Raw genomic sequence first — 20,368 nt, forward strand, 5'->3', positions numbered from 1 at the left:
GCGGGATTTGGCGAAGGCCGTCAGGAGCGAAGGCCGTACGGAAGCGAATGTGCCCGGCCCGAAAGTGCGCCGGTGTGAAAGCGGGCCGGGAGTGCTGCGATCCCGTTCCCTGCGACGGGGGGTGTCGGGTGCGGGTGAGCAGCGCCGGACGGGGGCCCGGCGCCGAAAGCGTGGCGATCAGGCGCCGCTTGCTGCAGCCCGGATCTCTTCGTAGAGACCGTCAGGGAAACTTTCCCAGAACCCGGTAGTGGCTTTGCGGAAGGCATCGAGGTCTGCCTCGTGGAACGTCACACCCGCAGCCTCGAACTCGGCGCGGATCTCGCCTTCCAAGGCCTCGGACTGCGCGGTCAGTTCCTGTCCGCCCTTGCGAAACTCTTCCATCAGGATCACCCGGTCTTCCTCGGACAGTGCCTGGTAGGCGGCCTCGCTCATCACCCAGCCGGTGAAGAGGTTGAAGTGGCCGGTAAGCGTGATCTCCTTGACCACCTCGTACCACCGGCTGGCCCGCAGACCGGTCAGCGGCGATTCCGCTGCAGTCACGACACCCTGCGACAGCGCGGAATAGGCCTCGGCGGCCTCGACTGTGGTGGCGATCACGCCCATCGGCTCGAAGGTGTTGAGCCAGGTCTCGACTGGGGGCACGCGCATCCGCACACCTTCGAGGGCCGACGGCGAAGGATAGGCCTCGGTGCCGATCATGTGGCGCGCACCGTCGAACCAGTTCAGGGCTACGACGCGGATACCCGAGGATTCCGCCAGCTGATCGTAATACCCCATCATCAGGTCGGAGAAGGCGAGCCGCTCGCCCTCTGCGTTGTCAGCGACCACGAAGGGGCCCTCGACGGCGGCAAGCTCGGGCACGCCGAACTGCGCCATGAAGCTGGCCGAGGTATAGGTGATGACGGGCTGCCCCTGGCTCGCCTGTTCGAGCGAGTCGGTCGTGGTGCCGAGTTGCGCCGAGGGGAACATCTGGAACGCGACGCGCCCCTCCGTGCGCTCGGTGATGCGCTCGCCGACCTGTTCGGCGATCTGCACCGAGAGGTTCGTCGGTGGGTTGACCGAGGCGATGCGCATCGTCGTCTCCTGCGCCAGCACGCTCGTGGCGGCGAAGGCGAGCGGCGAGCTCGCGGCGATGGCCATCAGATGGCGGCGGGTGAGGGATGTCGGTTTTCTGGTCATGGTTGTACTCCTGTTGCGGGCTCGTGTCGGTCGTTGCGGATCGAATGGCGCACCTTATAGGTCAGGGTGTGTCACTTCGGCGGGATGCCGGTGAACGCCCGCCCCTCCCGGGCCGGCGTCGTCGTGCGGCGTCAGAGCGTTCTGGCGATTCGCGCCGCGTCGTAGATGGCCGCATGGGCGTTGCGCGCGACGAGCGCGTCGCCAATGCGGTAGAGATCGAAAGTACCGGCCAGATTGCGCGCAACCTCGGGCGTCTGCCCCGACAAAAGCGCATCGCGGTCCACCTCGCCAAGGTTGCGCGATGCAGCCCGCAGCCTATCGTAGAGTGCCAGGGTGGGGGCGGTGCCGATGTCATAAACGATCTGATCGACTTCGCGCTCTTCCTCGGCACCGGTATAGAGGTTGGTCAGCACCGCGATCAGCTTGTTGCCCTCACGGAAGGCGTCGGTCAGCCGGACGTTGGGTGTGAAGATCGCGTTGTGTTTGTACAGGCTCTGGAAATAGGCGACGTGCAGCAGCGCGCCGGCCTCCTCGCCCGCGGTGCGGTCAGCGCTGGCAAGCTCGACCTCGGCGCCGCGGCGCGCCATCATGTCGGCGCAGCCTATGGCCGTCATCAGGCCCGTTTCGTCATAGACGAGGACATTTTGCGCCGCTTCGACGGCGCCCGAGATCACGTCCCAGGCGGGCGTGCAGAGGCTGGCGCCCTCGAAATCCGGTGCGATGGGTGTGCCGCCGGTGGCGACGAAGACGGCATCCGGCGACAACGCCTCGACGTCCGCCAGCGTGGCCACCGTACTGGTGCGCACGTCGGCCCCGCCGCGCCGGACCTGACCCTCGAGCCAGCGGACGATGCCCGCGAGGCTCTCGCGCTGGGGGACCCGTGCCGCGAGCTTAAGCTGGCCGCCGACCTGCTCCGTCGCCTCGAAAAGCGTCACGGCGTGGCCGCGCTGCAACGATGCGCGCGCGGCCTCGAGGCCAGCCGGACCGCCGCCGATGACAACGACGCGCTTGGTGATTTCGGCGCGCGGCAAGACGTGGGGCAAAAGCGCCTCGCGCCCCGTCGCGGCGTTTTGGATGCACATGCCGGCAGGTCCGCCGAAATCGGCGCAATAGTTGGCACCGACGCACTGGCGGATATCCTCTTCGCGGCCCGCCCGCAGCTTGGCCACGATATGCGGATCGGCGATATGCCCACGCGTCATCGCCACCAAGTCGACATGCCCCTCGGAGACGGCGCGGGCCGCCGTTGCGATGTCGCGGATGCCCGAAGCGTGGAAGACTGGAATGTCGACCGCCGCCTTCACGCCGCTGGCCAGATGCAGGAACGGTGCGGAGGGCCATGTCATGTCGGGCAGCATCCGTGCCAGATCGGGCTGCGTATCGCCCGTAGCCTGATAGACAGACAGGAAATCGATCAGCCCGCTCTGCGCGAAGAGCTGGCACGCCTCGAGGCATTCGGCGACACCCATGCCGCCCTTTTGCATCTCGTCGCCCGAGATGCGGATGCCGACAACGAAATCGTCGCCAACGCCGTCGCGGATCGCGGAGAGCACTTCGATCGGGAAACGTGCGCGGTTCTCGAGGCTGCCGCCGTAGGCGTCGGTGCGGCGGTTGGTGACCGGGGAGAGGAAGCTGTCCAACAACTGATGCGCCGCCATCATCACTTCGATGCCGTCGAGTCCGCCCCGCTTGGCGCGCATCGCCGCTGCGACAAAATCGCCGCGCACCCGGGCGAAATCGAAATCCTCCATCTCCTTTGCAAAGGACCTGTGCGCGATCTCGCGAGAATAGGACGGGGAGATCAGCGGCAAGCCATTCGCCCCACGCCAGCCGCCACGACGGCCCATATGAGTGATTTGCACCATGATCGCTGCTCCGTGGCCCTTTACCGTCTCGGCCATCTTTTCGAGGTGAGGCACGACGCGGTCGGCGCCCATGTCGATCTGACTGAAGGCAAGCGGGCTGTCGGGCGCCACGGAGGAGGAACCTCCGAAGATCGTGAGGCCGAGGCCGCCCTTGGCTTTTTCGCCGTGATAGAGACGGTAGGTTTCGCCCGGCATCCCGTCCTCGGCCAGATGCGAGGCATGCCCGGTGCTGAACACGCGGTTGCGCAGCGTGATGTGCCGCAGCTTCAGCGGCTTGAGTAGTGCGTTCGTGTCAGTCACATCGGGTCCGTCCTGCTGGATGTCGGGATCATGGGTGCACCACCGGCGGGGCGGCATAGATCTCGTCAATGGTCATGGCGTGGCTCTCGTCGATCTCTGTCGGCGCCGGATGGCCAAAGCCGCCCAGATGGCCGCAGGTCTGCGCGGCCGCCTGCGCCGCCGCCGCAAGAATGGCACCCGGCGCCTCGCCCCGAAGCAGGCCGACGAGGGTGCGTGCTATGAATGTGTCTCCGGCCCCGAGCGTATCGACCACCTGCGTCGGTGCGGCTGGTGCCTCGGTGGTGCTCTCGGGCCCCACGAGGACGGCGCCCGCCTCGCCGCGGGTGATCAGGCACCAAATAGCGCCGCTTTGCCGCGCTGCCCGCGCAAGCGACAGGCCGCTTTGTGCATCGAGATCGCCGCCCGAAAAGCTCGCCAGATAGCACAGGGGCGCGATCGAGGCGATCATTTCAAAGGTACGAACCGTCGCGAAGTCATAGGACAGGCGCGCGCGGTCGGCAAAATCGGCCAGATGGCCGTCGACATGGCTCGACCGGCCCGTGTGTACCGCATCGGCGCCGGCGATGCGCACCAGATCATCGGCGCGCGGCGCGATGATGGACACCCCCAGATCGGCGCGCAGAAACTCGCGTTCGCCGTCCCGGTTGCCTATGACGCAGAACGCGGTTCGTCCGGGCAGGCTTCGCAGACCCGAAACGTCGACACCCTCGGCGACCAGTGAGGCGCGAATATGCCGTCCTGCGGCGTCGTCGGCCACGGCACCGTGGTAGCTTGCACGGGCCCCGAAGCGCTGCGCGAACACCGCGTGGTTGAGAGCGTTGCCGCCGGGAAACATCCGGTCATGATCTGCGTAGCAGTCCACCACATTGTCCCCGAAGGCGATGATTTCAGGCTTGGGGATGGTCATCAGGGGGTCCGCTCCAGTTAATTTGTGAGAACCTTCTCACTCGGGCATCACATATGTCAAGGGGTCGATTTCGAAGGCGCCAACTCTTGACTCGAGCCTGTGAAACGACTTAACACGTCTTATAACGTCTTCTCCGATAAGGACCCGCTCCATGACCACTCCCGCTCTCGACAATGGCGTCGCCGCAGCCCTTTCCCTCATCGACGGCCGCAAGATCGACCACGTCTTCTTCGTCGCCTGCGGCGGCTCGCTCTCGATCATGCACCCGGCGAAGTTCATGCTCGACCAGTATTCCGCCGCCCTACCTTCGGACGTCTACAACGCCGCGGAATTCATCCACCGCGCGCCGAAGCGCCTGACCGCGAATTCGCTGGTGATCCTGTGCTCGATGACCGGTACGACGCGTGAGACCGTCGCTGCGGCAAAGCACGCGGCCAACATCGGCTGCTTGACCATCGGGATGTCGACACTGGCCGATTCGCCCCTGAGCGAGGCCTGCGACACCACAGTCGGCTTCGACGCGCCCTATACGACTGGCGTGCCGATCGACGCACTAAACAGCAATTACGCCCGCATCTACCAGCTCGTCCTCGGCCTCGCGAAGATCTTCGACGGTGTCGACAAGTTGGCACCACTGATGGATAGCCTCGGCAACCTTCAGGGCGTGATCGACAAGGCGCACGCACGCTTTGCACCGCTCTTCGACGACTACGCGCCGCAGTTGGCGAAGGAAGACGTGATCTACACCATGGCCAGCGGCGCGAACTTTGGTGCGGCCTATTCCTTTGCGATCTGCGTGCTGATGGAGATGCAGCGCATCAACAGCCAGGCGATCCACGCCAACGAATTCTTCCACGGCCCCTTCGAGGTCCTCGACAAGGACCGCGCCTTCATCCTGCTCAAGGGTCTCGATTCCACCCGTCCGCTCGAAGAGCGGGCCGAGGAATTCCTGCACCGCTTTGGAACGGGCGACAAGATCATGGTCCTCGACGCGGCAACCCTCGATTTCGACGGAATCGCGCCGGAATTCCGGGGCAATCTTGCACCGCTGGTCTTCTTCGACACGCTGTGGCGTTTCATCTACAAGGTCGCGGATTTGCGCGGCCTAGAAATGCTCGAAGGTCGCCGGTACATGAAGAAACTGTCGGATTATTAGGCGCTTGGGGGCGCACTTTATGGAATATGAGAAGGGGGCGCCCCTTTATACCCAGGTGAAGCAACGGTTGGCCGAACGGATCGACGTGGGCGACCTCGCCGAGGGCGACTTCCTCCCCGCCGAGCCCGAACTCTGCGCCGAACTGAGCGTCAGCCGGATCACCCTGCGCCGCGCGGTCAAGGAACTGTGCGACGAGGGCTTGCTTATCCGCCAGCAAGGACGCGGCACCGTGGTGGCGCGAAAGAAGATGCAGCAGGCGTTGGTCTCGCTGTCGGGGTTTTCGGATATCCACGCCGAGGACGACCGCAAGATCGAGCATGTGGTCTTAGCCGCCGATAGGGACCTTGCCGACCCGGCCGCGAAGGCGGTTCTGGGGCAGGATGCGCGACTTGCGCGGATCCTGCGGCTGATCACGCTCGATTCCCGGCCGCTGACCCTAGAGACCCTGTTCATCGACATCTACCGCCTGCCCGACGTCCTGAAGCCGGTCGCCGCCGGCGCCTCGTTCTTTCAGACACTGCGCCGTCTTGGCGGGCCAAAGCCTGCCGCGGCCGCGCGCACCCTCAACGTCGGCTTTGCCAGCGCGGCCGAGCGGCGTCACCTCGCCGTCGGGCCGACCCAGCCGGTTTACCGGATGGACAAGACCCTGTTCGATGCAGACGAGCGCCCGATCGCATGGTCGCGCCTCGTCACGCCCACCCATCTTGTCACCTATGCGCTTCGCAGTTGAAGCGCCAAACAGAGGTTCCCATGCAGCTTGTCACCGCAGTAGACGTCCACGCCCTTCTGGACTATCCGTTCTTGATCGACGCCTTGCGCGTTGCGCACCGCGAGGCGCCGCCCGAGGGGCAGCATCTGATCGGCACAGAGCCGGGCGGTGGCACGAATCTGTTCGTCACCCTGCTGGGCTGGAAGAAGGACGCCGCCATCGTCGTGAAGATGGTCGGCGTTTTTGCGGGCAACCTCAAGCTCAGCCCACCGCAGGCCTCGGTGCAGGGGCTGGTGGCAGTGTTCGATGCCGGTACGGGCACGCCGCGTCTGGTGGCTGACGGCGAGGCGATGACCTTTCGCAAGACGGCGGCGGACTCGGGCCTCGGTGCAGCGTTCCTCGCGCGTGACGACGCCGAGACCCTGCTGGTGGTGGGGGCCGGTGGCCTTGCGCCGCACGTGCTGGCCGCGCACCGGGCCGCGCGTCCGTCGATCCGCCGGGTGCTGATCTGGAACCGCACGCACGAACGGGCCGACGCACTGGCCGCCGCCACGTGCGAGCCTGGCCTCCAAGTACACGCCGTGACCGACCTCGACGCAGCGGTGCCCGAGGCCGACATCATCTCATGCGTGACCATGGCGCGCGCGCCGCTGGTGAAGGGCGCGCTGCTGAAACCAGGCGCGCACCTCGATCTGGTGGGCGCCTACCTTCCCGACATGCGCGAGGCCGACGACGACGCGTTTCGCCGCGGCAGTGTGTTCGTGGACACGCGCAACGGCATGGAGGGATCGGGCGAAATCTCGGCCCCCGTCGCTGCAGGCGTCATCGGCTGGAACGCCGTGCGGGCAGATTTCTACGATCTGGCCAGCGGCCGCCACCCCGGCCGTACCTCGGCGGACGAGATCACAGTATGCAAAAACGTAGGCGGTGGCCACCTTGACCTCTTTACCGCAGAAGCGCTGATGCAGGCGCTCGAGCGGCGAGGCTGATACCGCCGCGCGCCTTCCCCAAGCGGTCAAGCGCGCAACGGGGCCGAGTCATTTGCTCGGGCGGGGCCGGTCAGGCCCTCAAACCGCCTGAGGCAGCACACGGGCCAGGAATTCGCGCGTCCGCTCGTGGCGGGGCGACGTCATGATCTCGCGCGGATTGCCCTGCTCGACGATCACTCCGCCTTCCATGAAGATCAGGTGATCGGCCACGTCGCGCGCGAACAGCATCTCGTGGGTGACGACGAGCATCGTCATCCCCTCCTCCGCCAGTTGCCGCATAGCCGCAAGCACCTCGCCCACGAGTTCGGGGTCGAGCGCCGATGTCGGCTCATCGAATAGAAGGAGTGCAGGCTTCATCGCCAGAGAGCGGGCGATGGCCACCCGCTGCTGCTGCCCGCCGGACAACTGGCGGGGATAATAGTGCGCCCGGTCGGGCATGCCGACCTTTTCCAAGAGCGCCATGCCTTCGGCCTCGGCCTGATGGCGCGGGGTGCCCTTTACGATGATCGGTGCCTCGGTGATGTTCTGCAGCGCCGTCTTGTGCGGGAACAGGTGAAAGCCCTGGAACACCATCCCCATCTTCTGCCGCTGGCGCGCCATTTCGTTGAACGACATCTCGTACAGCCGGTCGCCACGCCAACGCACGCCGACCGGTTCTCCTTGCAGGAAGATCGCGCCCCCTGTCGGCTTTTCGAGGTGGTTGAGGCAGCGCAACAGCGTGCTCTTGCCCGAACCGGAGGGTCCGACGATGCAGGTCACGTCGCCCTCGTTCACCGACAGGTCGATGCCCGACAGCACCTCGTGGTCTCCAAAGCTCTTTCGTAGACGCTCGACCTTCAGAAGCGGCATTGTCATGCGGAGAACTCCTTCTGGCGGCGGAACGGGCGCATGTCGAATAGACGCTTCTGAAAGCTGCGCTTCGACGGCGGACTGCCTTCGGAGAGACGATGCTCGATCGCATGTTCGGCGAAGGTGAGAACGGTGGTCAGCACCAGATACCAGATCGTCGCCACCATAAGCAGCGGGATCGTCTGATATGTCCGTGCATAGACCATCTGCGCCGAGAACAGCAAGTCGGGCAGCGCAAGAACACTGACGAGAGAGGTGAATTTGAGCATCGAGATCGTGTCGTTGCCGATGGGTGGAATGACGATCCGCAGCGCCTGCGGCAGAACGATCCGGCGCAGGGTCTGCGAGCGGCTCATGCCGAGTGTGGCGGAGGCCTCGACCTGACCACCGCTGACCGCCTGGATTCCGGCGCGGATCATCTCGGCGGCATAGGCCGCTTCGGTAAAGGCAAGGCCGAGGATCGCCGCGCTGAACGGCGTGATGACCGCGTTGGTATCCCAGATGAACAACTTGGGTCCGAAGGGAATGCCGATCGAAAGATCGGGGTAGAGCAGGGCCAGATTGTACCAGAAGATCAGCTGCACCAAGGGCGGCACGCCTCGGAAGAACCAGATCCACGCCCAGGCGGCGCCCTGGAAAACCCGGCTGTCCGACAGCCGCATGATGGCGAGGACCACGCCGATTGAAAGGCCGATAACCATCGCCAGTACGGTCAGCAAAATGGTCATGCCGAGGCCGGACAGGATGCTCGGAGCGAACATGTACTGCGCGACGACCGGCCACTGGATATTCTGGTTCGTCGCTAGGTTCTGCGCAAATAGCAGAGCAAAAACGATCAGGACGACGGCGCCGAACTGCTGGCCATAGCGGCGGACCGGAACGGGCGTCACATCGTGGATGTCGGGTCGGCTCATCTGGCGGTGCCCTCCTCGGGGCGCACTGGCTGGATGGCTGCGTATCAGGGCGCTTGCGCGCGCAACGGCAGCAAATCCGGACGGGGTTCGGCAAGGAACAGGGGGGCGGTAGCGGTATCTGGACATGCGCGCTGATCGACGGTTGCACGATCGCGGGACTCATCGGGAAAGGTTGCGCGCGCTTGCCGTCGCTTCCGGCGAGCGCGCGCCCAGCCATGAGGGGGCCCGCGCGACGGCGGGCGCCCTCATGGCTCAGTTGCCCATGGTATCTTCAGGATTTTCGAGCGTGATAACGAGTGCCTCTTCCAGCATGCCGCTGTCGTCGAGGCCCCATTTGGCCATGATCTCGACGTAGGTTCCGTCGTCGATCATCGTCTGGATCGCATCCGCCATCACCTGCGCCAGTGGATCACCCCGGCGCACGCCGATGTTGCTGTAGACAGGCTGCAGCACCAGATCGGACACGCGGAACTGGCCCGTCTGGGCCGCCAGATAGGCCATCTTGGCGGACGAGGCGAAGGTCGTTTCGGCTCGGCCCGACTGCACGGCGAGTTCGGCCGAATTCTGCGTCTGGTGCTGCTGGATGTCGACGGCTACGAGGCCGGCATCGACGCAGCTCTCCTGGCTCATCGTTTCCAGAAGCTGGTTGTCCCAACCGCCCGACAGGACGGCCACAGAGACGCCGCAGACGTCTTCTTCTGTGGCGATCTGCAACTCGCTCGACACGGGGATGGCGAAGGCGGTGCCGATCTTGCGTTGCGGAATGAAGTCGAGCTCGGTCAGCCGCTCGGGCGTGCTGCCGAACGACGAGAAGCCTGCGTCAAACCGGCGCGCCACGAGGCCGGGGATGATCGCGTCGAAACTGGTTGCGGTATAGGTGAACGGCACACCCAGACGCTCTTCCATTTCGTGAGCGATATCGACGCTCCAGCCGACGAGTTCGCCGTCATGCATAAATTCGTCTGGCGGCCAGTCGTTGAAAACCGCGGCGTCGATGCCGTCCCGGTACTCTTCGGGCAGCGCATCGTGCAGCGCCGGGATCACGTCGGCCGAGGCCGGAAGTGCCGCGAGAATGAGGCCAAAGGCGGCAGGGGCCGCAATGGCAAAGGTCGAGCGAAGTCGCATGCAATCTTCTCCTTTTGGCGTCTGGCTCAACTGTCAAGAGAATCAGCCGGACAATACTACTATGCGAACGTTCTCATAGTTCCTATCCTCGCGTCAATAGGGGCGTGGATGTGCCGCGTGTAAGGGAATGAGATCCGGTCGAAACGTGTCCAAAGGCAAGACCTGCTTGACACATTCTCAGTGGCATCTTCGAGGTCGCCTTGGGCCGGCAGAGGTGCTACCGCAAGCGCGGATGGTCGAGGAAGGCACTTGTTCATGAACGAAGAACGTAAGGCGACGATCACGGATGTAGCCCGCAGGGCCGGCGTCAGCACGGCGACTGCGGGCCGTGTCCTAGGGGGCTATGGGTACAGCAGCACCGAAATGAAGACGCGGGTGCAGGATGCGGCGACGGCCCTCGGCTACAGTCCCAACCTCTTGGCCCGCAGCCTGATCACCGGTCTGACCCGCACGATCGGCTTTGTCGCGGGCGATATCCAGAGCCCATTCTATGCCAAGATCCTGCGTGGCATTTCCGACGCGGCGGACGAGGCAGGATTTGCGCTGCTCATCACCAACAGCGACGAGACCATCGAGCGCGAGGTGGACGCAATCCGGCTCTTGCGCGAGAAACAGGTAGACGGGATGATCGTCTCTCCCTGCGATACCCAGAGGTCGCCGCACCTGCGCGATGCCGCAGCGGCGACACCGCTCGTTCTCATAGACCGGCAGGTCCGCGGCCTCGATGTCGACAGCATCGGTGTCGACAATGTCGAAGCGGTGCAGACCGGGATCGCCCGGCTGATCGAAAGGGGCCACCGCCGCATCGGAATGGTGGCCGAGTTGCAATCGACGCGCCCCGACGAGCTGGCAACCTTTGTTTCGGGTATCTGCGCCGATCCCGCCACCGACGTCTCCACCCTCTACCCCAGTTGGCAGCGTCTTGCAGGCTTCGTCCGCGCCCATACTGCGGCTGGCGTACCCGTCGATCTTTCGCTGATCGCTCAGGTGGGCGATTATTCTATGGAAGAGGCCGAACGTCAGGCGCGCGCGATGCTGGCGCGATCCGACCGGCCCTCGGCTCTGTTCACCGCCGACGGCCTAATGACGGAAGGCACGATGCACGCCATTACCGCCTGCGGGCTGCGGATTCCAGACGATCTTTCCCTCGTCGGCTTCGACGAACTCGACTGGATGGCCTTTGTTTCTCCCGGTATAGACGCGATCGCACAGCCGCGCCGGTTGATGGGACAGCGGGCCACACAGATGCTCATCGAGCGGATGGACCAGGCCGATCTCGCGCCGCGCAAGCTGACGCTGGCGGCGCGGCAGATCCTGCGCGGCTCAGTCCGTACAGTCACACCAACTGGCTGACCGGCGGGCTTGGCACATTCCACTCGCGCTACCGGTAGCTGGTCAGCGCCAGTCTGTGCCGCCAGCCGTCCGAACCGCGCTTCCGACGGTCGTCCAGCGCGCCTATCCGGCCGGCGACACGGACGACACGAGCGGCATCGCCGGGCTCAGCTGTTCGCCAATCGTCAAGAACTGCGGCTTCTCGCGGCTCTCCCATTGGCCCGGTCGACAGATAATCCGGCTCCTTTCGCGTTGCCCTTGAATCCGGTACGCAGAGCGTTGGGCCGGGTTTGTTGCTCTTGAGTATTACATTCAGGCGTCAGTTGGTCGGAGTTTTTCCCTGTTTCGCAGTACGATCCAGTCAACTGCGGCAAGAATACGGGGCTCACCCCCGTAGCACGGTCGCCCATCGTCCTGTCTGCTCCGACGCTCTGAGGGCATCGAGACCGCGCATATTCTGAACCGCGTCTTCCGCATCGAAGAGATCTCTGTCGCCATTCATGCAGAGATCGGAGAAGGCCTCGGCCTGCAATCGGTACTGATCAACCGGCGCAAACTCCTCGATCCGGTGCGGTTGTCCTTTTACGACTGTACCATCGTCGAAAATTAACCGTGCCGCATGATCTGACGGCTGATTGAATGGAATTGCGAGCGACACGCGCCCTTCAGTGCCGATGATCTGCACATCCTGACTGCGCACGAGTTGCGTGGCGCAGGTGAAGACGAGACGGCGGCCCTCGGGAAATGCCAGGATGCCACTGGTCACCCGATCGGTGCCGAATGCGGGATCTCGATCAACAAGCACCACCGCCTTTTCGGGTTCGCCCTCAAAGATAAACCGCGCCAGCGCAACCGCGTAGCACCCCACGTCATTCAGCGCGCCGCCACCGATATTGGCCTGATTGCGCACATTGGCGGGATCGCGATTGTCATAGCAGAAGCTGGCGTGAATCGCTCTTACGCTGCCAAGTGCGCCGGTTCGGGCCAGATCGCGTGCCCGCTGCCATTGAGGATGGTCGCGGATCATGAACGCTTCGCGCACTTTTTTGCCTGCACGACGGGAGGCTTCGATCAGTTTTTCGGCCTCACTCGCACTCAGGGCAATGGGTTTTTCGCAGAGCACATGCTTGCCCGCCTCAAGCGCCTTGAGTGTCCAGGGCACATGCAGGTGATTGGGCAGTGGATTATAGACGATGTCAATTTCGGGGTCTGCCAGCAGAGCCTCGTAACTGTCGTGGGCACGCGGGATGCCAAGGGCGGCAGCCGCCGCGCGCGCTTTCTGCCCATCGCGCGACGAGATGGCGCCGACACTCAGCCTGTCACTCTTCATCAGTGCGGGGATCACCTGTTTCACCGCAATGTTGCCTGTGCCGAGCACGCCCCATACGGGGCGTTTCGTTGTTTCGGATGTCATGGGAATATCCTTCATCCTGACCGGGGATCAGGCCGCATAGCGACCGGGGCGGAAGGTTTCGAACAGCGACGACGGTTCGCCTCCGAGGATTTCCCGCGCCAGAAGCTCAGGCAGAATCAAGCCCAGAGTGGCGCCGCTGTGGCTAAAGGCAACGTAATAGCCATCGATCCCGTCCAGCGCGCCCACTACCGGCTCGCCACCGCCGGGAATGGGCTTGCGCCCGACGCCGATGGAATCGATTTCCAGTTTCGGATTCCCCCGGATAAGCTTTTCCGCCTCGCTAAGAAGCGTCTGTACGTCGTCGTCGCTGTATTCAAAGCTGCCATCCTCGTGGATGACCATTGCACGTTCAACCCAGCCGGAATCGATGGCCAGGCAGTTGTTGACCGCGGGGCGCACTGCCGCACGAGGCGTGTTCAGCACCGCGCGCAGCCCGGAAGCGACGGGTTTCGTCAGGATCAGAAGAGACACCGGGCTGTCGTCGCCCATCGGCATTCCCAAGTCGCGTACCGCTTCGGGCACCGAAGGACCCGTGGCCAGCAGTGCGGCATCCACACTGAACCGTTCTCCCCCGGCAGTGCGTACGGCTGTCACGCGGCCCGAGGCCGTTTCGATTTCAGATTTTCCCGCATCCTCAACGATCTTCCCTCCCAAGGCCAGAATTTCCTTTGCCATCAGTCCGATGACGCTGGGCAGATCGACCCAGCCTTCACCAGCATTGAAAATGGCATGGCCATTGTTCACCGATTTCGGGTCTACCCCTGCCACGCGGCGGGAAATCTCGTCACTGTCCACCCATTCGGAATCGTATCCGATGCCCTGTTCGTAATGCAGCGTTTCTTCGAGCGTTGCGCCGTCGATCAGGCTTTTCCAGCGCAGCCCACCGTCAAACCGCAGGAAACCGTGGGTTTCGGGCCGATGGCTGCGGAAGCTACGCCAGCGGTCCATGCCCAGAAGGCGCAGCGTGTGATATTCCTGCGATCGGCGGTTTGCCGAGTTCAGCCAGGCGATCGAGCGGCACGAGGCGCCATTGGCCAGAGGACCATCGTTCAACAGCACAATCTCGGCTCCGGCACGGGCCAGATGCCATGCCGTGGCGACACCGAAGATGCCGCCGCCAATGATACCGACGCAGAGAGGAGAGGAATTGGTCGTCATAACTGTTCTACCTTTCAGACGTTTAGGAGTTGAGGGAAAGTGGACAGGGAGGGTCTAGCACGCCGATCTTTTCCAGCCCTTGGTACGGGCGAATTCTGTCTGAGGCGCGACGAACTTCCCTCGCGCTAAATGCTCATGTCGCCATTTCATGCACCGGCATGGGATGAGGATGCCCGAAGGCACCGAACCATCCACATGCCCTCGCAGCAAATCCTGCGGCTGCATCAAGCGCTACATCGGGACGAGCGCCCTGAAGAGTTGCCGCCAGGTAGGCCGCTGTGAAGGCATCACCTGCACCCATCGTATCGACCACCGTGGCGGGTTTCCGCGCCTGGCGGTAGATTGTGCCGTCGACCTGCCACATGGCATCCTTCACGCCCCGGGTAATGGCGATGGTGCTTACGCCGAACCCGTTGACCTGTTTCATCAGTGCGGTGCAGGCTTCATCATCGAGATCGGCGGCGGAAAAGCAGGCCATGGTTACATGTGGACACACCTGCGCCAAGTAATCGGGCTCGCGCCGGGTGGAGAAATCGAAGGAGATGCCCTGAGCAACACGCCTTATGCGCGGTAGTTCGGCTTCGAGATAGCTGAAACAACTGGTGTGAACATGGCCGTAGCGTCTGATGAGCGCGAAATCGTCATCATCCATGCGGAGCATAAGCTTGCGGCGGATGCCCCCATTGTTGGATCGCAAAAATACCCTGTCGCCTCCTTCATCCAACGTGACCTCTGCCTTCCCGTTTGGACCGACAGCCTGACGCAGATGATTGTCGCTCAAGCCCTCGGCAAGAATGCTGGCCCGCACGTGCGCGCCTTCGGGGTCATCGCCCACAATTCCGATATACGCGGTCTGGGAAAGCCCGGCACGTCGAGCCAAAACAGCGACGTTCAAGGCATTGCCGCCGGGGAAATATTCCGCCCTCTCAAGGTAAGCGTCCACGACATTGTCGCCGATCCCGACCAAACCTACGCATTGAAGATCGTTCATTTCTGCGCCCCTCTCCCTCTCCGACGTCCTTGGATGCGTCAAAGCACCACATCGTCATCATCGTCACCTCGACCATGTGCTTAGATAAAGGTTCAATCAGCTTCGCCGATCCCCAACGAGGCCGCTCTGGATCATCTATCGTCCCTCGGGTGGCCGCGCGAGTCATGCTCAATACTCCATCTGCCACATGTAGCGACGCACTGTCAGCGGATGCCCGCGGGAGAAGGCGAGCTTGTCGCAATAGACTCGCAAAAGCGCGCCGAAGACGAGCGGTTCGACATATTCGACGATGTCCGTGGCCAGTGCCCCTAGGCCTAGTTCCTCAGCGTCGAGAACCGTGACGCGGTTGCTGTACTTGGTGACGAAGTCGATCGCGCGGTCGTCCATCGGTCGTGACGCGCCAAGGCTTTTCAGCACGATGAAGGGCACATCGAAATCAGTGATCTCGAAGGGGCCATGGAAATACTCGCCCGCATGGATTGCGGCCGAATGGATCCATTGCATCTCCTGAAAGATGCAGATCGCGTAGGAATAGGCGGTGGCGTAGTTGCCTCCCGAGGCCATTGTGTAGATTACAGTGTCGCGCTTGTGGTCTTCAGCAAAGGTCGCGATGCGACCTTCATGCGCGGCGACTGCCTTATCCACGATCCCAGGCAGTTGGTTCAGCGCGGCATCTAGCTTTGCAACGACCTCATTCCCTTCTCGCGCGGCGAGGATGCCGAAGGTCAGCCGGGCGAGAAGGGCGGGAGCGTCGTTCGTTTCCAACCGCTTAGGGTCGTGCTTATAGTAGATCGAAATTTCGGCGACCTCGTCCAAGGGGCTGCCTGCGACAGTGGTGAGCACGATGGTCAGCGCACCCCTCTCGCGGGCGAAGCGCGCTGCCTCGACCGTCTCGGGTGTGGTGCCGCTGAGCGAGCAAAGGATGACAATCGAGCTCTTGCCAAGCCGCGCAGGCGCGCGGGCCTTAAACTCGGCGGCATTCAGCGCGTGTGCGGCCATCGTCTTGGACTGGCGGTCCATCACATATTCTGCCGGTAGCATCAGCGCGTAGGAGCCACCGCATGCGACGAAGTAGACATCGTCCACGTCAACACGGCACTTGGCGGAGTCAATAGCGGCGGAAAGTTGCGCCTCGGTGGGAAGGTTGTGGTCCAGCATTTTGATCCTCTTTCGGGTCGGGTTCAGGCAAGGGAACGCTGATACCGGAACATAGTTGAACCGGGTCGCGGCCGTTTTGGTTGTAGCGCGCTACTGCGGAAAACCTCCGGGATGGCTGCAGGTGCGGGCGGCCAAAGCATGTCCCGCCAGCATTGCTTCTTGCATTTCTGCTCCATTCAGACGGGCAGTCAGGAAGCCCGCGATGTAGCTGTCGCCGGCGCCGGTCGTGTCGAGAGCGATTATAGGCTCGGCCCCAGTGCGCCACTCACGACCACCGGCAAGTGCGAAGCTGCCGGCCCGGCCGAGCGTAATTACGGCCGTGTCGGCGCCATCGGCGACAAGGGCCGCGGCGCGGCCCGCAGCCTCACTGGCGCGTGCCTCTGGCAACGAAGCAAAGGCTATAGACAGGCCATCAGCGCGGATGTTCTCCTCTGAGGTCACATTGACAGAAAGATCCTGGCTCACAGAGATCCCGCTGGCCTTGAGCGCCCGTCGTAGGGCTCCGCCATCGTCGAGCCAGCCAATATGGACATGCCGTGCCTGCGCGATTGCGGCCCGTGCCGCGGCATCGGGGGTCCAGCCGCTGCAGGCGCCAAAATCCTCCTTTAGTAAAGTCCGCTCGCCATCAGCGCCGACGTAGATCTCAGTGACCGACGTTGGGGCGTCTCGCCGGACGAGCCAGCGTATGTCGACCCCGTTGGCAGCAAGCGTGTCGGCGACCCGATCGCCGTCCGGTCCCAGGGCGCCGGCGTAGGCTGCAGAAAGCCCGCTTCGCGCAGTCTGTACGGCGACATTTACTGCGTTGCCCCCCACGAGGACAGCCTCAGCATGGCCGCTCAGCTTGTCGATGCAGTTGTCGCCAACGGCGAAAAGGTCAAATGCCGTCATCCGATGGTCGCTCCGCGGGATGGCAGCCGATCCTTGACATCGTGTAGGGCCAGCACGGGACGACGGTACCAGGTCTGACCGTGGAAGAAGGGTCGGGTCTCAAACTCCAACCCGTCCAAGCCAGTCTCTCCGCCAGGCTGACCCAACAACTTGCGCGCCAGCGCCTGGCCGAGGAAGGACGTCATCGCAACCCCGGTGCCGTTATAGCCGATGGCGTAGCCCATACGCCCCTTCACACCGACATGCGGCAAATGGCTGAAAGTCGCGCCGACCCACCCCGACCAGACATGGCCCAGGGGGACCCCCGCGAGCTGCGGAAATACGCGCAACATGTTGTCGCGTGCGCGCGGCAGGCAAGTGCGCAAGTTCTTCGTATCCACTGGCACGACGGTCCCCATAACCACGCGGTCGCCGTCTGGCGACGGCCGGTGGTAGGTCACGTTCAGTCGCGTGTCGTAGATCATTGAGGCGCGGGGATAGAGCCGCGTCACCTCGGCCCTGTCCATCGGTACCGTCGCCATCACTACCGAGGCGAGCGAGACGACTCTGCGCCGCATCCATTTCGATGCGCCATCAGTATAGCCATCCGTGCCCATGACCAGATGGTCCGCCCGAACCCGAACCTGGCCCGCCATCAGGGACATGTAGTCGCCCCGGTCCTCGATGGCGCTGGCGCGGCAATGAGGAACAAAGCGTATGCCCTCTTCAAGGCACAGCCTCACCAGCCCGGCCAGAAGTCGCCCGGGATGCACGCTTGCCCAGTCGGGCAGATGCAACCCGCCGCGGAACTGGGGGGACGAGACGTAGTCGCAAACCCGGGCAGCGGGGACCATTTCGGCCTCTATCCCGATCTTGCGCTGCAGCGCACCGAAGGCCTCCAGCCCCTGAAGCCGATCCTCGCGGTGGGCGCCTATGAAATGTCCACATACTGAATAGTTGCAATCGATGCCTTCATCGGCCACGAAATTGCGCAGATGGCGGTGCGCCTCGACCCCGGTGCGCAGGATCTCCATCGCCCTCGTCTCGCCAAAACGAGCTGCTAACCCCACCAGATCGGGCTTGATCTCCGAGGAGACCTGACCGCCGTTGCGGGTGGAGCAGCCGTGGCCAATCTCTTCCGCGTCAAGGATGACGACCTTGCGACCGCCGCGGGCAAGGTGCAGCGCCGTATTCAGGCCGGAGAATCCCGATCCCACCACGACCACGTCCTCGCGGGGCTCGACCTGCGCCGCGGGAATTTTGGGTAAGGTCATCTCGGCTCGCCAGAGCGGTTGTTCAGAGTAATTTGCGAAAAATTCTAGGGTCATGCTCTGCCTCAGTAGGCGACGCGGCGGTAATAGCGGCGTGTCTCCAGCGGATGGTTTCGAAGCACTTCCAGATGAGCCGAGAGCCGTTCGAGAGTGGTGGCTAAGAGCGCCGGCGTAAGCATCGCGCGGAGATCGGGCGACAGACCGGTCGTGGGCATCTCGGCCGTGTCGAGCACGATCAAGCGGTCGGTATGATCCTTGGCGAATTGAACCACGCGCTCGGCCAGCGGCCGAGCTTCGTCCTCCCCCATGAAGACAATGACAGAAACGCCTTTTTCCACAAGCTCCAGCGTACCGTGAAAGAAGTCGGCAGCGTGGACGGGACGAGTGCGGACCCACTGCATCTCTTCAAGGATGCACATCCCGTAGTAATAGGCCTCCGTCCAGGCGGACCCGGCGCCCGTGATGATATGCCAGTCATCATTCTGAATAGTCTTTGCCAGCGCCTCCGCTCGCGGCTCAATTGCCTGCTTTACTGCCAGAAGCTGCTGCGGCAGACCCGAGAGCTCCTCGAGCAGTCGCTCGTAGTCGTCCCGCTCGCCAGCCGCCTGCATCGCGGCGAGGACTGCGACGAGCGACTGGACGTAGAACATCTCGCAGGAAGTGTCGTCGGCCGCGTAGTTGATGAAGCAGTGGTCTGCCGCCTTTGCCAACGGCGTATCGCCATGCCCGACAAGGGTGATAACGGTGGCACCCTGCCCCTTCGCATAGTCGAGCGCGGTGATGCTCTCCTGCGTGGTACCCGAAAGCGAGGGCATCAGGACAATAGAATTGGGGCCAAGCGCGCGATGGCCAGTCAGCACGATATCCGCGCAGATCACGTTGAAACAGGGCATCGCGCTTTGCCGGGCCATAAGGTCGGCTGCGGGCTGCATCAGGATCCCGGCCCCGCCCGATCCCATGAAGAAAAGGCTGTCCGCGCCCTCGCGTACCAGCTTCTGCACCAGTGCGCCCAAGTCGCGCGCCGTGTCGTGCGCACCTGTCTGGATCCGCAAAAAGCGGTCGGAGTCAAAGTTGAACATCTAAAAGTCGTCCTTTCTAAAGGTCAGAGTCGCAGGCCGGTTTCGGCCGAGAACAAATGCGCGCGGCCGGGATGGGCCGTGCATGTGATTGTGTTGCCGGGCGAGATCGGCAGTTCGCCGTCGATCTGCACCGTCAGATCAATACCGGCAGAGAACCGGGTGAATGCGTGGGTCACGCCGCCCAACCTCTCGCAGGCAATCACGTCGAGTGAGGGGCCAGATCCAGTGCCAAACTGGCCTTCCAAGTGCTCGGGGCGAATTCCCAGCGTCACCCGTTCGCCGACGATCGGTGGCTCTCCATCGATCTCCGCGTCGACGATCAAGCCCGCGGCATCGACGCGGACGATCCGCTCCGAGACGCTGGTCACGCGGGCGTCAAGAAGGTTCATGGTGGGACTGCCGATGAAGCCTGCGACGAATGTGTTGACCGGGCGGCGGTAGATCTCGAGCGGGTTACCGGTCTGTTCGATCAGCCCATCGCGCATCACCACGATCTTGTCGGCCAACGTCATCGCTTCAACTTGGTCGTGGGTCACATAGACCATCGTGGCCTGCAGCTCCCGATGCAACCGCGCCAGCTCAACCCGCATCTGCATCCGAAGGGCAGCATCGAGGTTCGAGAGTGGCTCATCGAAGAGGAATACCTTGGGTTCCCGCACGATCGCTCTGCCTATGGCAACCCGCTGGCGCTGCCCCCCCGAAAGATCACGCGGCAGCCGATCAAGCAGCGGCGTCAGCTGAAGGATGCGTGCGGCCTCGGCGATCTTGGCGTCACGTTCGGGCTTCTTCAGCCCGGCCACCTTAAGTCCGAATTCCATGTTCTGGCGCACGGTCTTGTGCGGGTAGAGCGCGTAAGACTGAAAGACCATTGAGATGCCACGATTCGCCGACTTGACATTGTTCATGCGCTGGCCGTCGATCATCAAATCGCCGCTGTCGATGCTTTCCAGCCCAGCGATCATCCGCAGCAGTGTGCTTTTCCCGCATCCCGAAGGGCCGAGCAGGACGACGAACTCGCGCTTAGCAATATCTATGTCGACGCCGCGCAGAGCCTCGTAGCGGCCAAAGCTCTTCCGCACGTCGTCGATCTTCATGTAGCTCATGG

Annotated in this window: 18 protein-coding genes; 4 read left to right on the forward strand and 14 right to left on the reverse strand. The window is 63.3% G+C overall.

What is annotated here, in order from left to right; translation table 11 throughout:
• Positions 1 to 177: 177 nt before the first annotated feature.
• The 3 genes from dctP to LOM8899_RS19865 all read right to left on the reverse strand — a co-directional run bounded on the left by dctP (position 178) and on the right by LOM8899_RS19865 (position 4,251).
• Positions 178 to 1,179 carry a TRAP transporter substrate-binding protein DctP gene (dctP, locus tag LOM8899_RS19855; RefSeq protein ID WP_245820644.1) on the reverse strand — a complete coding sequence of 334 codons (1,002 nt, stop codon included), beginning with the start codon at positions 1,177 to 1,179 and terminating at the stop codon, positions 178 to 180.
• 131 nt (positions 1,180 to 1,310) lie between these two features.
• Positions 1,311 to 3,344, reverse strand: a complete 2,034-nt coding sequence (locus LOM8899_RS19860) for an oxidoreductase (RefSeq protein WP_211096236.1) — start codon at positions 3,342 to 3,344, stop codon at positions 1,311 to 1,313.
• Positions 3,345 to 3,372: 28 nt separating this feature from the next.
• Entirely contained in the window at positions 3,373 to 4,251 is an 879-nt protein-coding gene (locus LOM8899_RS19865; protein ID WP_245820645.1) for a PfkB family carbohydrate kinase, read from the reverse strand.
• Between the two features lie 151 nt (positions 4,252 to 4,402).
• Here LOM8899_RS19865 and LOM8899_RS19870 point away from each other — a divergent pair, with 151 nt between their 5' ends.
• From LOM8899_RS19870 to LOM8899_RS19880, 3 genes are read left to right on the forward strand one after another with little or no spacing between them, the layout of a single operon-like run.
• A complete protein-coding gene (locus LOM8899_RS19870) occupies positions 4,403 to 5,407 on the forward strand; it encodes an SIS domain-containing protein (protein WP_093994000.1) in 1,005 nt (334 codons plus the stop codon).
• A 19-nt stretch (positions 5,408 to 5,426) separates the two neighbouring features.
• On the forward strand, positions 5,427 to 6,137 hold the full coding sequence (locus tag LOM8899_RS19875) for a GntR family transcriptional regulator (protein ID WP_093994001.1): 711 nt from the start codon (positions 5,427 to 5,429) through the stop codon (positions 6,135 to 6,137).
• Between the two features lie 20 nt (positions 6,138 to 6,157).
• On the forward strand, positions 6,158 to 7,105 hold the full coding sequence (locus tag LOM8899_RS19880) for an ornithine cyclodeaminase family protein (protein WP_093994002.1): 948 nt from the start codon (positions 6,158 to 6,160) through the stop codon (positions 7,103 to 7,105).
• Positions 7,106 to 7,183: 78 nt separating this feature from the next.
• Here LOM8899_RS19880 and LOM8899_RS19885 read toward each other — a convergent pair whose 3' ends face one another.
• The 3 genes from LOM8899_RS19885 to LOM8899_RS19895 all read right to left on the reverse strand — a co-directional run bounded on the left by LOM8899_RS19885 (position 7,184) and on the right by LOM8899_RS19895 (position 9,993).
• Complete coding sequence (locus tag LOM8899_RS19885) at positions 7,184 to 7,960, reverse strand: amino acid ABC transporter ATP-binding protein (protein ID WP_093994003.1); 777 nt, start codon at positions 7,958 to 7,960, stop codon at positions 7,184 to 7,186.
• Entirely contained in the window at positions 7,957 to 8,868 is a 912-nt protein-coding gene (locus LOM8899_RS19890; protein WP_093994004.1) for an amino acid ABC transporter permease, read from the reverse strand. The genes LOM8899_RS19885 and LOM8899_RS19890 overlap by 4 nt, the downstream gene beginning before the upstream one ends.
• Positions 8,869 to 9,120: 252 nt before the next feature.
• On the reverse strand, positions 9,121 to 9,993 hold the full coding sequence (locus LOM8899_RS19895; protein ID WP_093994005.1) for a transporter substrate-binding domain-containing protein: 873 nt from the start codon (positions 9,991 to 9,993) through the stop codon (positions 9,121 to 9,123).
• Positions 9,994 to 10,248: 255 nt separating this feature from the next.
• On the opposite strand from LOM8899_RS19895, the gene LOM8899_RS19900 reads away from it, so the two are divergent.
• Positions 10,249 to 11,346: a LacI family DNA-binding transcriptional regulator gene (locus LOM8899_RS19900; protein WP_093994006.1), complete on the forward strand. Its 1,098-nt coding sequence runs from the start codon at positions 10,249 to 10,251 to the stop codon at positions 11,344 to 11,346.
• Between the two features lie 364 nt (positions 11,347 to 11,710).
• Here the strand turns inward: LOM8899_RS19900 and LOM8899_RS19905 are convergent, their stop codons facing one another.
• The 8 genes from LOM8899_RS19905 to LOM8899_RS19940 all read right to left on the reverse strand — a co-directional run bounded on the left by LOM8899_RS19905 (position 11,711) and on the right by LOM8899_RS19940 (position 20,357).
• Entirely contained in the window at positions 11,711 to 12,739 is a 1,029-nt protein-coding gene (locus LOM8899_RS19905; RefSeq protein ID WP_093994049.1) for a Gfo/Idh/MocA family protein, read from the reverse strand.
• Positions 12,740 to 12,766: 27 nt separating this feature from the next.
• A complete protein-coding gene (locus LOM8899_RS19910) occupies positions 12,767 to 13,897 on the reverse strand; it encodes an NAD(P)/FAD-dependent oxidoreductase (RefSeq protein ID WP_093994007.1) in 1,131 nt (376 codons plus the stop codon).
• 133 nt (positions 13,898 to 14,030) lie between these two features.
• Positions 14,031 to 14,888, reverse strand: coding sequence for a PfkB family carbohydrate kinase (locus tag LOM8899_RS19915; protein WP_093994008.1), 858 nt, complete (start codon positions 14,886 to 14,888; stop codon positions 14,031 to 14,033).
• Between the two features lie 168 nt (positions 14,889 to 15,056).
• Positions 15,057 to 16,046, reverse strand: a complete 990-nt coding sequence (locus LOM8899_RS19920; RefSeq protein WP_093994009.1) for an SIS domain-containing protein — start codon at positions 16,044 to 16,046, stop codon at positions 15,057 to 15,059.
• 90 nt (positions 16,047 to 16,136) lie between these two features.
• Positions 16,137 to 16,934, reverse strand: a complete 798-nt coding sequence (locus tag LOM8899_RS19925) for a PfkB family carbohydrate kinase (protein WP_093994010.1) — start codon at positions 16,932 to 16,934, stop codon at positions 16,137 to 16,139.
• Positions 16,931 to 18,187 carry an NAD(P)/FAD-dependent oxidoreductase gene (locus LOM8899_RS19930; protein WP_168770609.1) on the reverse strand — a complete coding sequence of 419 codons (1,257 nt, stop codon included), beginning with the start codon at positions 18,185 to 18,187 and terminating at the stop codon, positions 16,931 to 16,933. The genes LOM8899_RS19925 and LOM8899_RS19930 overlap by 4 nt, the downstream gene beginning before the upstream one ends.
• Positions 18,188 to 18,249: 62 nt before the next feature.
• Positions 18,250 to 19,263: an SIS domain-containing protein gene (locus LOM8899_RS19935; RefSeq protein WP_093994012.1), complete on the reverse strand. Its 1,014-nt coding sequence runs from the start codon at positions 19,261 to 19,263 to the stop codon at positions 18,250 to 18,252.
• A 23-nt stretch (positions 19,264 to 19,286) separates the two neighbouring features.
• On the reverse strand, positions 19,287 to 20,357 hold the full coding sequence (locus tag LOM8899_RS19940) for an ABC transporter ATP-binding protein (RefSeq protein ID WP_370739396.1): 1,071 nt from the start codon (positions 20,355 to 20,357) through the stop codon (positions 19,287 to 19,289).
• Positions 20,358 to 20,368: the final 11 nt, after the last annotated feature.

Source organism: Flavimaricola marinus (assembly GCF_900184895.1).
GTDB classification, from domain to species: domain Bacteria; phylum Pseudomonadota; class Alphaproteobacteria; order Rhodobacterales; family Rhodobacteraceae; genus Flavimaricola; species Flavimaricola marinus.

Excerpts from the sequence above, each read along its gene's own strand:
- dctP (WP_245820644.1), bottom strand. The coding sequence starts at position 1,179 with ATGACCAGAAAACCGACATCCCTCACCCGCCGCCATCTGATGGCCATC.
- LOM8899_RS19865 (WP_245820645.1), bottom strand. The coding sequence starts at position 4,251 with ATGACCATCCCCAAGCCTGAAATCATCGCCTTCGGGGACAATGTGGTG.
- LOM8899_RS19870 (WP_093994000.1), top strand. The coding sequence starts at position 4,403 with ATGACCACTCCCGCTCTCGACAATGGCGTCGCCGCAGCCCTTTCCCTC.
- LOM8899_RS19875 (WP_093994001.1), top strand. The coding sequence starts at position 5,427 with ATGGAATATGAGAAGGGGGCGCCCCTTTATACCCAGGTGAAGCAACGG.
- LOM8899_RS19880 (WP_093994002.1), top strand. The coding sequence starts at position 6,158 with ATGCAGCTTGTCACCGCAGTAGACGTCCACGCCCTTCTGGACTATCCG.
- LOM8899_RS19885 (WP_093994003.1), bottom strand. The coding sequence starts at position 7,960 with ATGACAATGCCGCTTCTGAAGGTCGAGCGTCTACGAAAGAGCTTTGGA.
- LOM8899_RS19890 (WP_093994004.1), bottom strand. The coding sequence starts at position 8,868 with ATGAGCCGACCCGACATCCACGATGTGACGCCCGTTCCGGTCCGCCGC.
- LOM8899_RS19895 (WP_093994005.1), bottom strand. The coding sequence starts at position 9,993 with ATGCGACTTCGCTCGACCTTTGCCATTGCGGCCCCTGCCGCCTTTGGC.
- LOM8899_RS19900 (WP_093994006.1), top strand. The coding sequence starts at position 10,249 with ATGAACGAAGAACGTAAGGCGACGATCACGGATGTAGCCCGCAGGGCC.
- LOM8899_RS19905 (WP_093994049.1), bottom strand. The coding sequence starts at position 12,739 with ATGACATCCGAAACAACGAAACGCCCCGTATGGGGCGTGCTCGGCACA.
- LOM8899_RS19910 (WP_093994007.1), bottom strand. The coding sequence starts at position 13,897 with ATGACGACCAATTCCTCTCCTCTCTGCGTCGGTATCATTGGCGGCGGC.
- LOM8899_RS19915 (WP_093994008.1), bottom strand. The coding sequence starts at position 14,888 with ATGAACGATCTTCAATGCGTAGGTTTGGTCGGGATCGGCGACAATGTC.
- LOM8899_RS19920 (WP_093994009.1), bottom strand. The coding sequence starts at position 16,046 with ATGCTGGACCACAACCTTCCCACCGAGGCGCAACTTTCCGCCGCTATT.
- LOM8899_RS19925 (WP_093994010.1), bottom strand. The coding sequence starts at position 16,934 with ATGACGGCATTTGACCTTTTCGCCGTTGGCGACAACTGCATCGACAAG.
- LOM8899_RS19930 (WP_168770609.1), bottom strand. The coding sequence starts at position 18,187 with ATGACCTTACCCAAAATTCCCGCGGCGCAGGTCGAGCCCCGCGAGGAC.
- LOM8899_RS19935 (WP_093994012.1), bottom strand. The coding sequence starts at position 19,263 with ATGTTCAACTTTGACTCCGACCGCTTTTTGCGGATCCAGACAGGTGCG.
- LOM8899_RS19940 (WP_370739396.1), bottom strand. The coding sequence starts at position 20,357 with ATGAAGATCGACGACGTGCGGAAGAGCTTTGGCCGCTACGAGGCTCTG.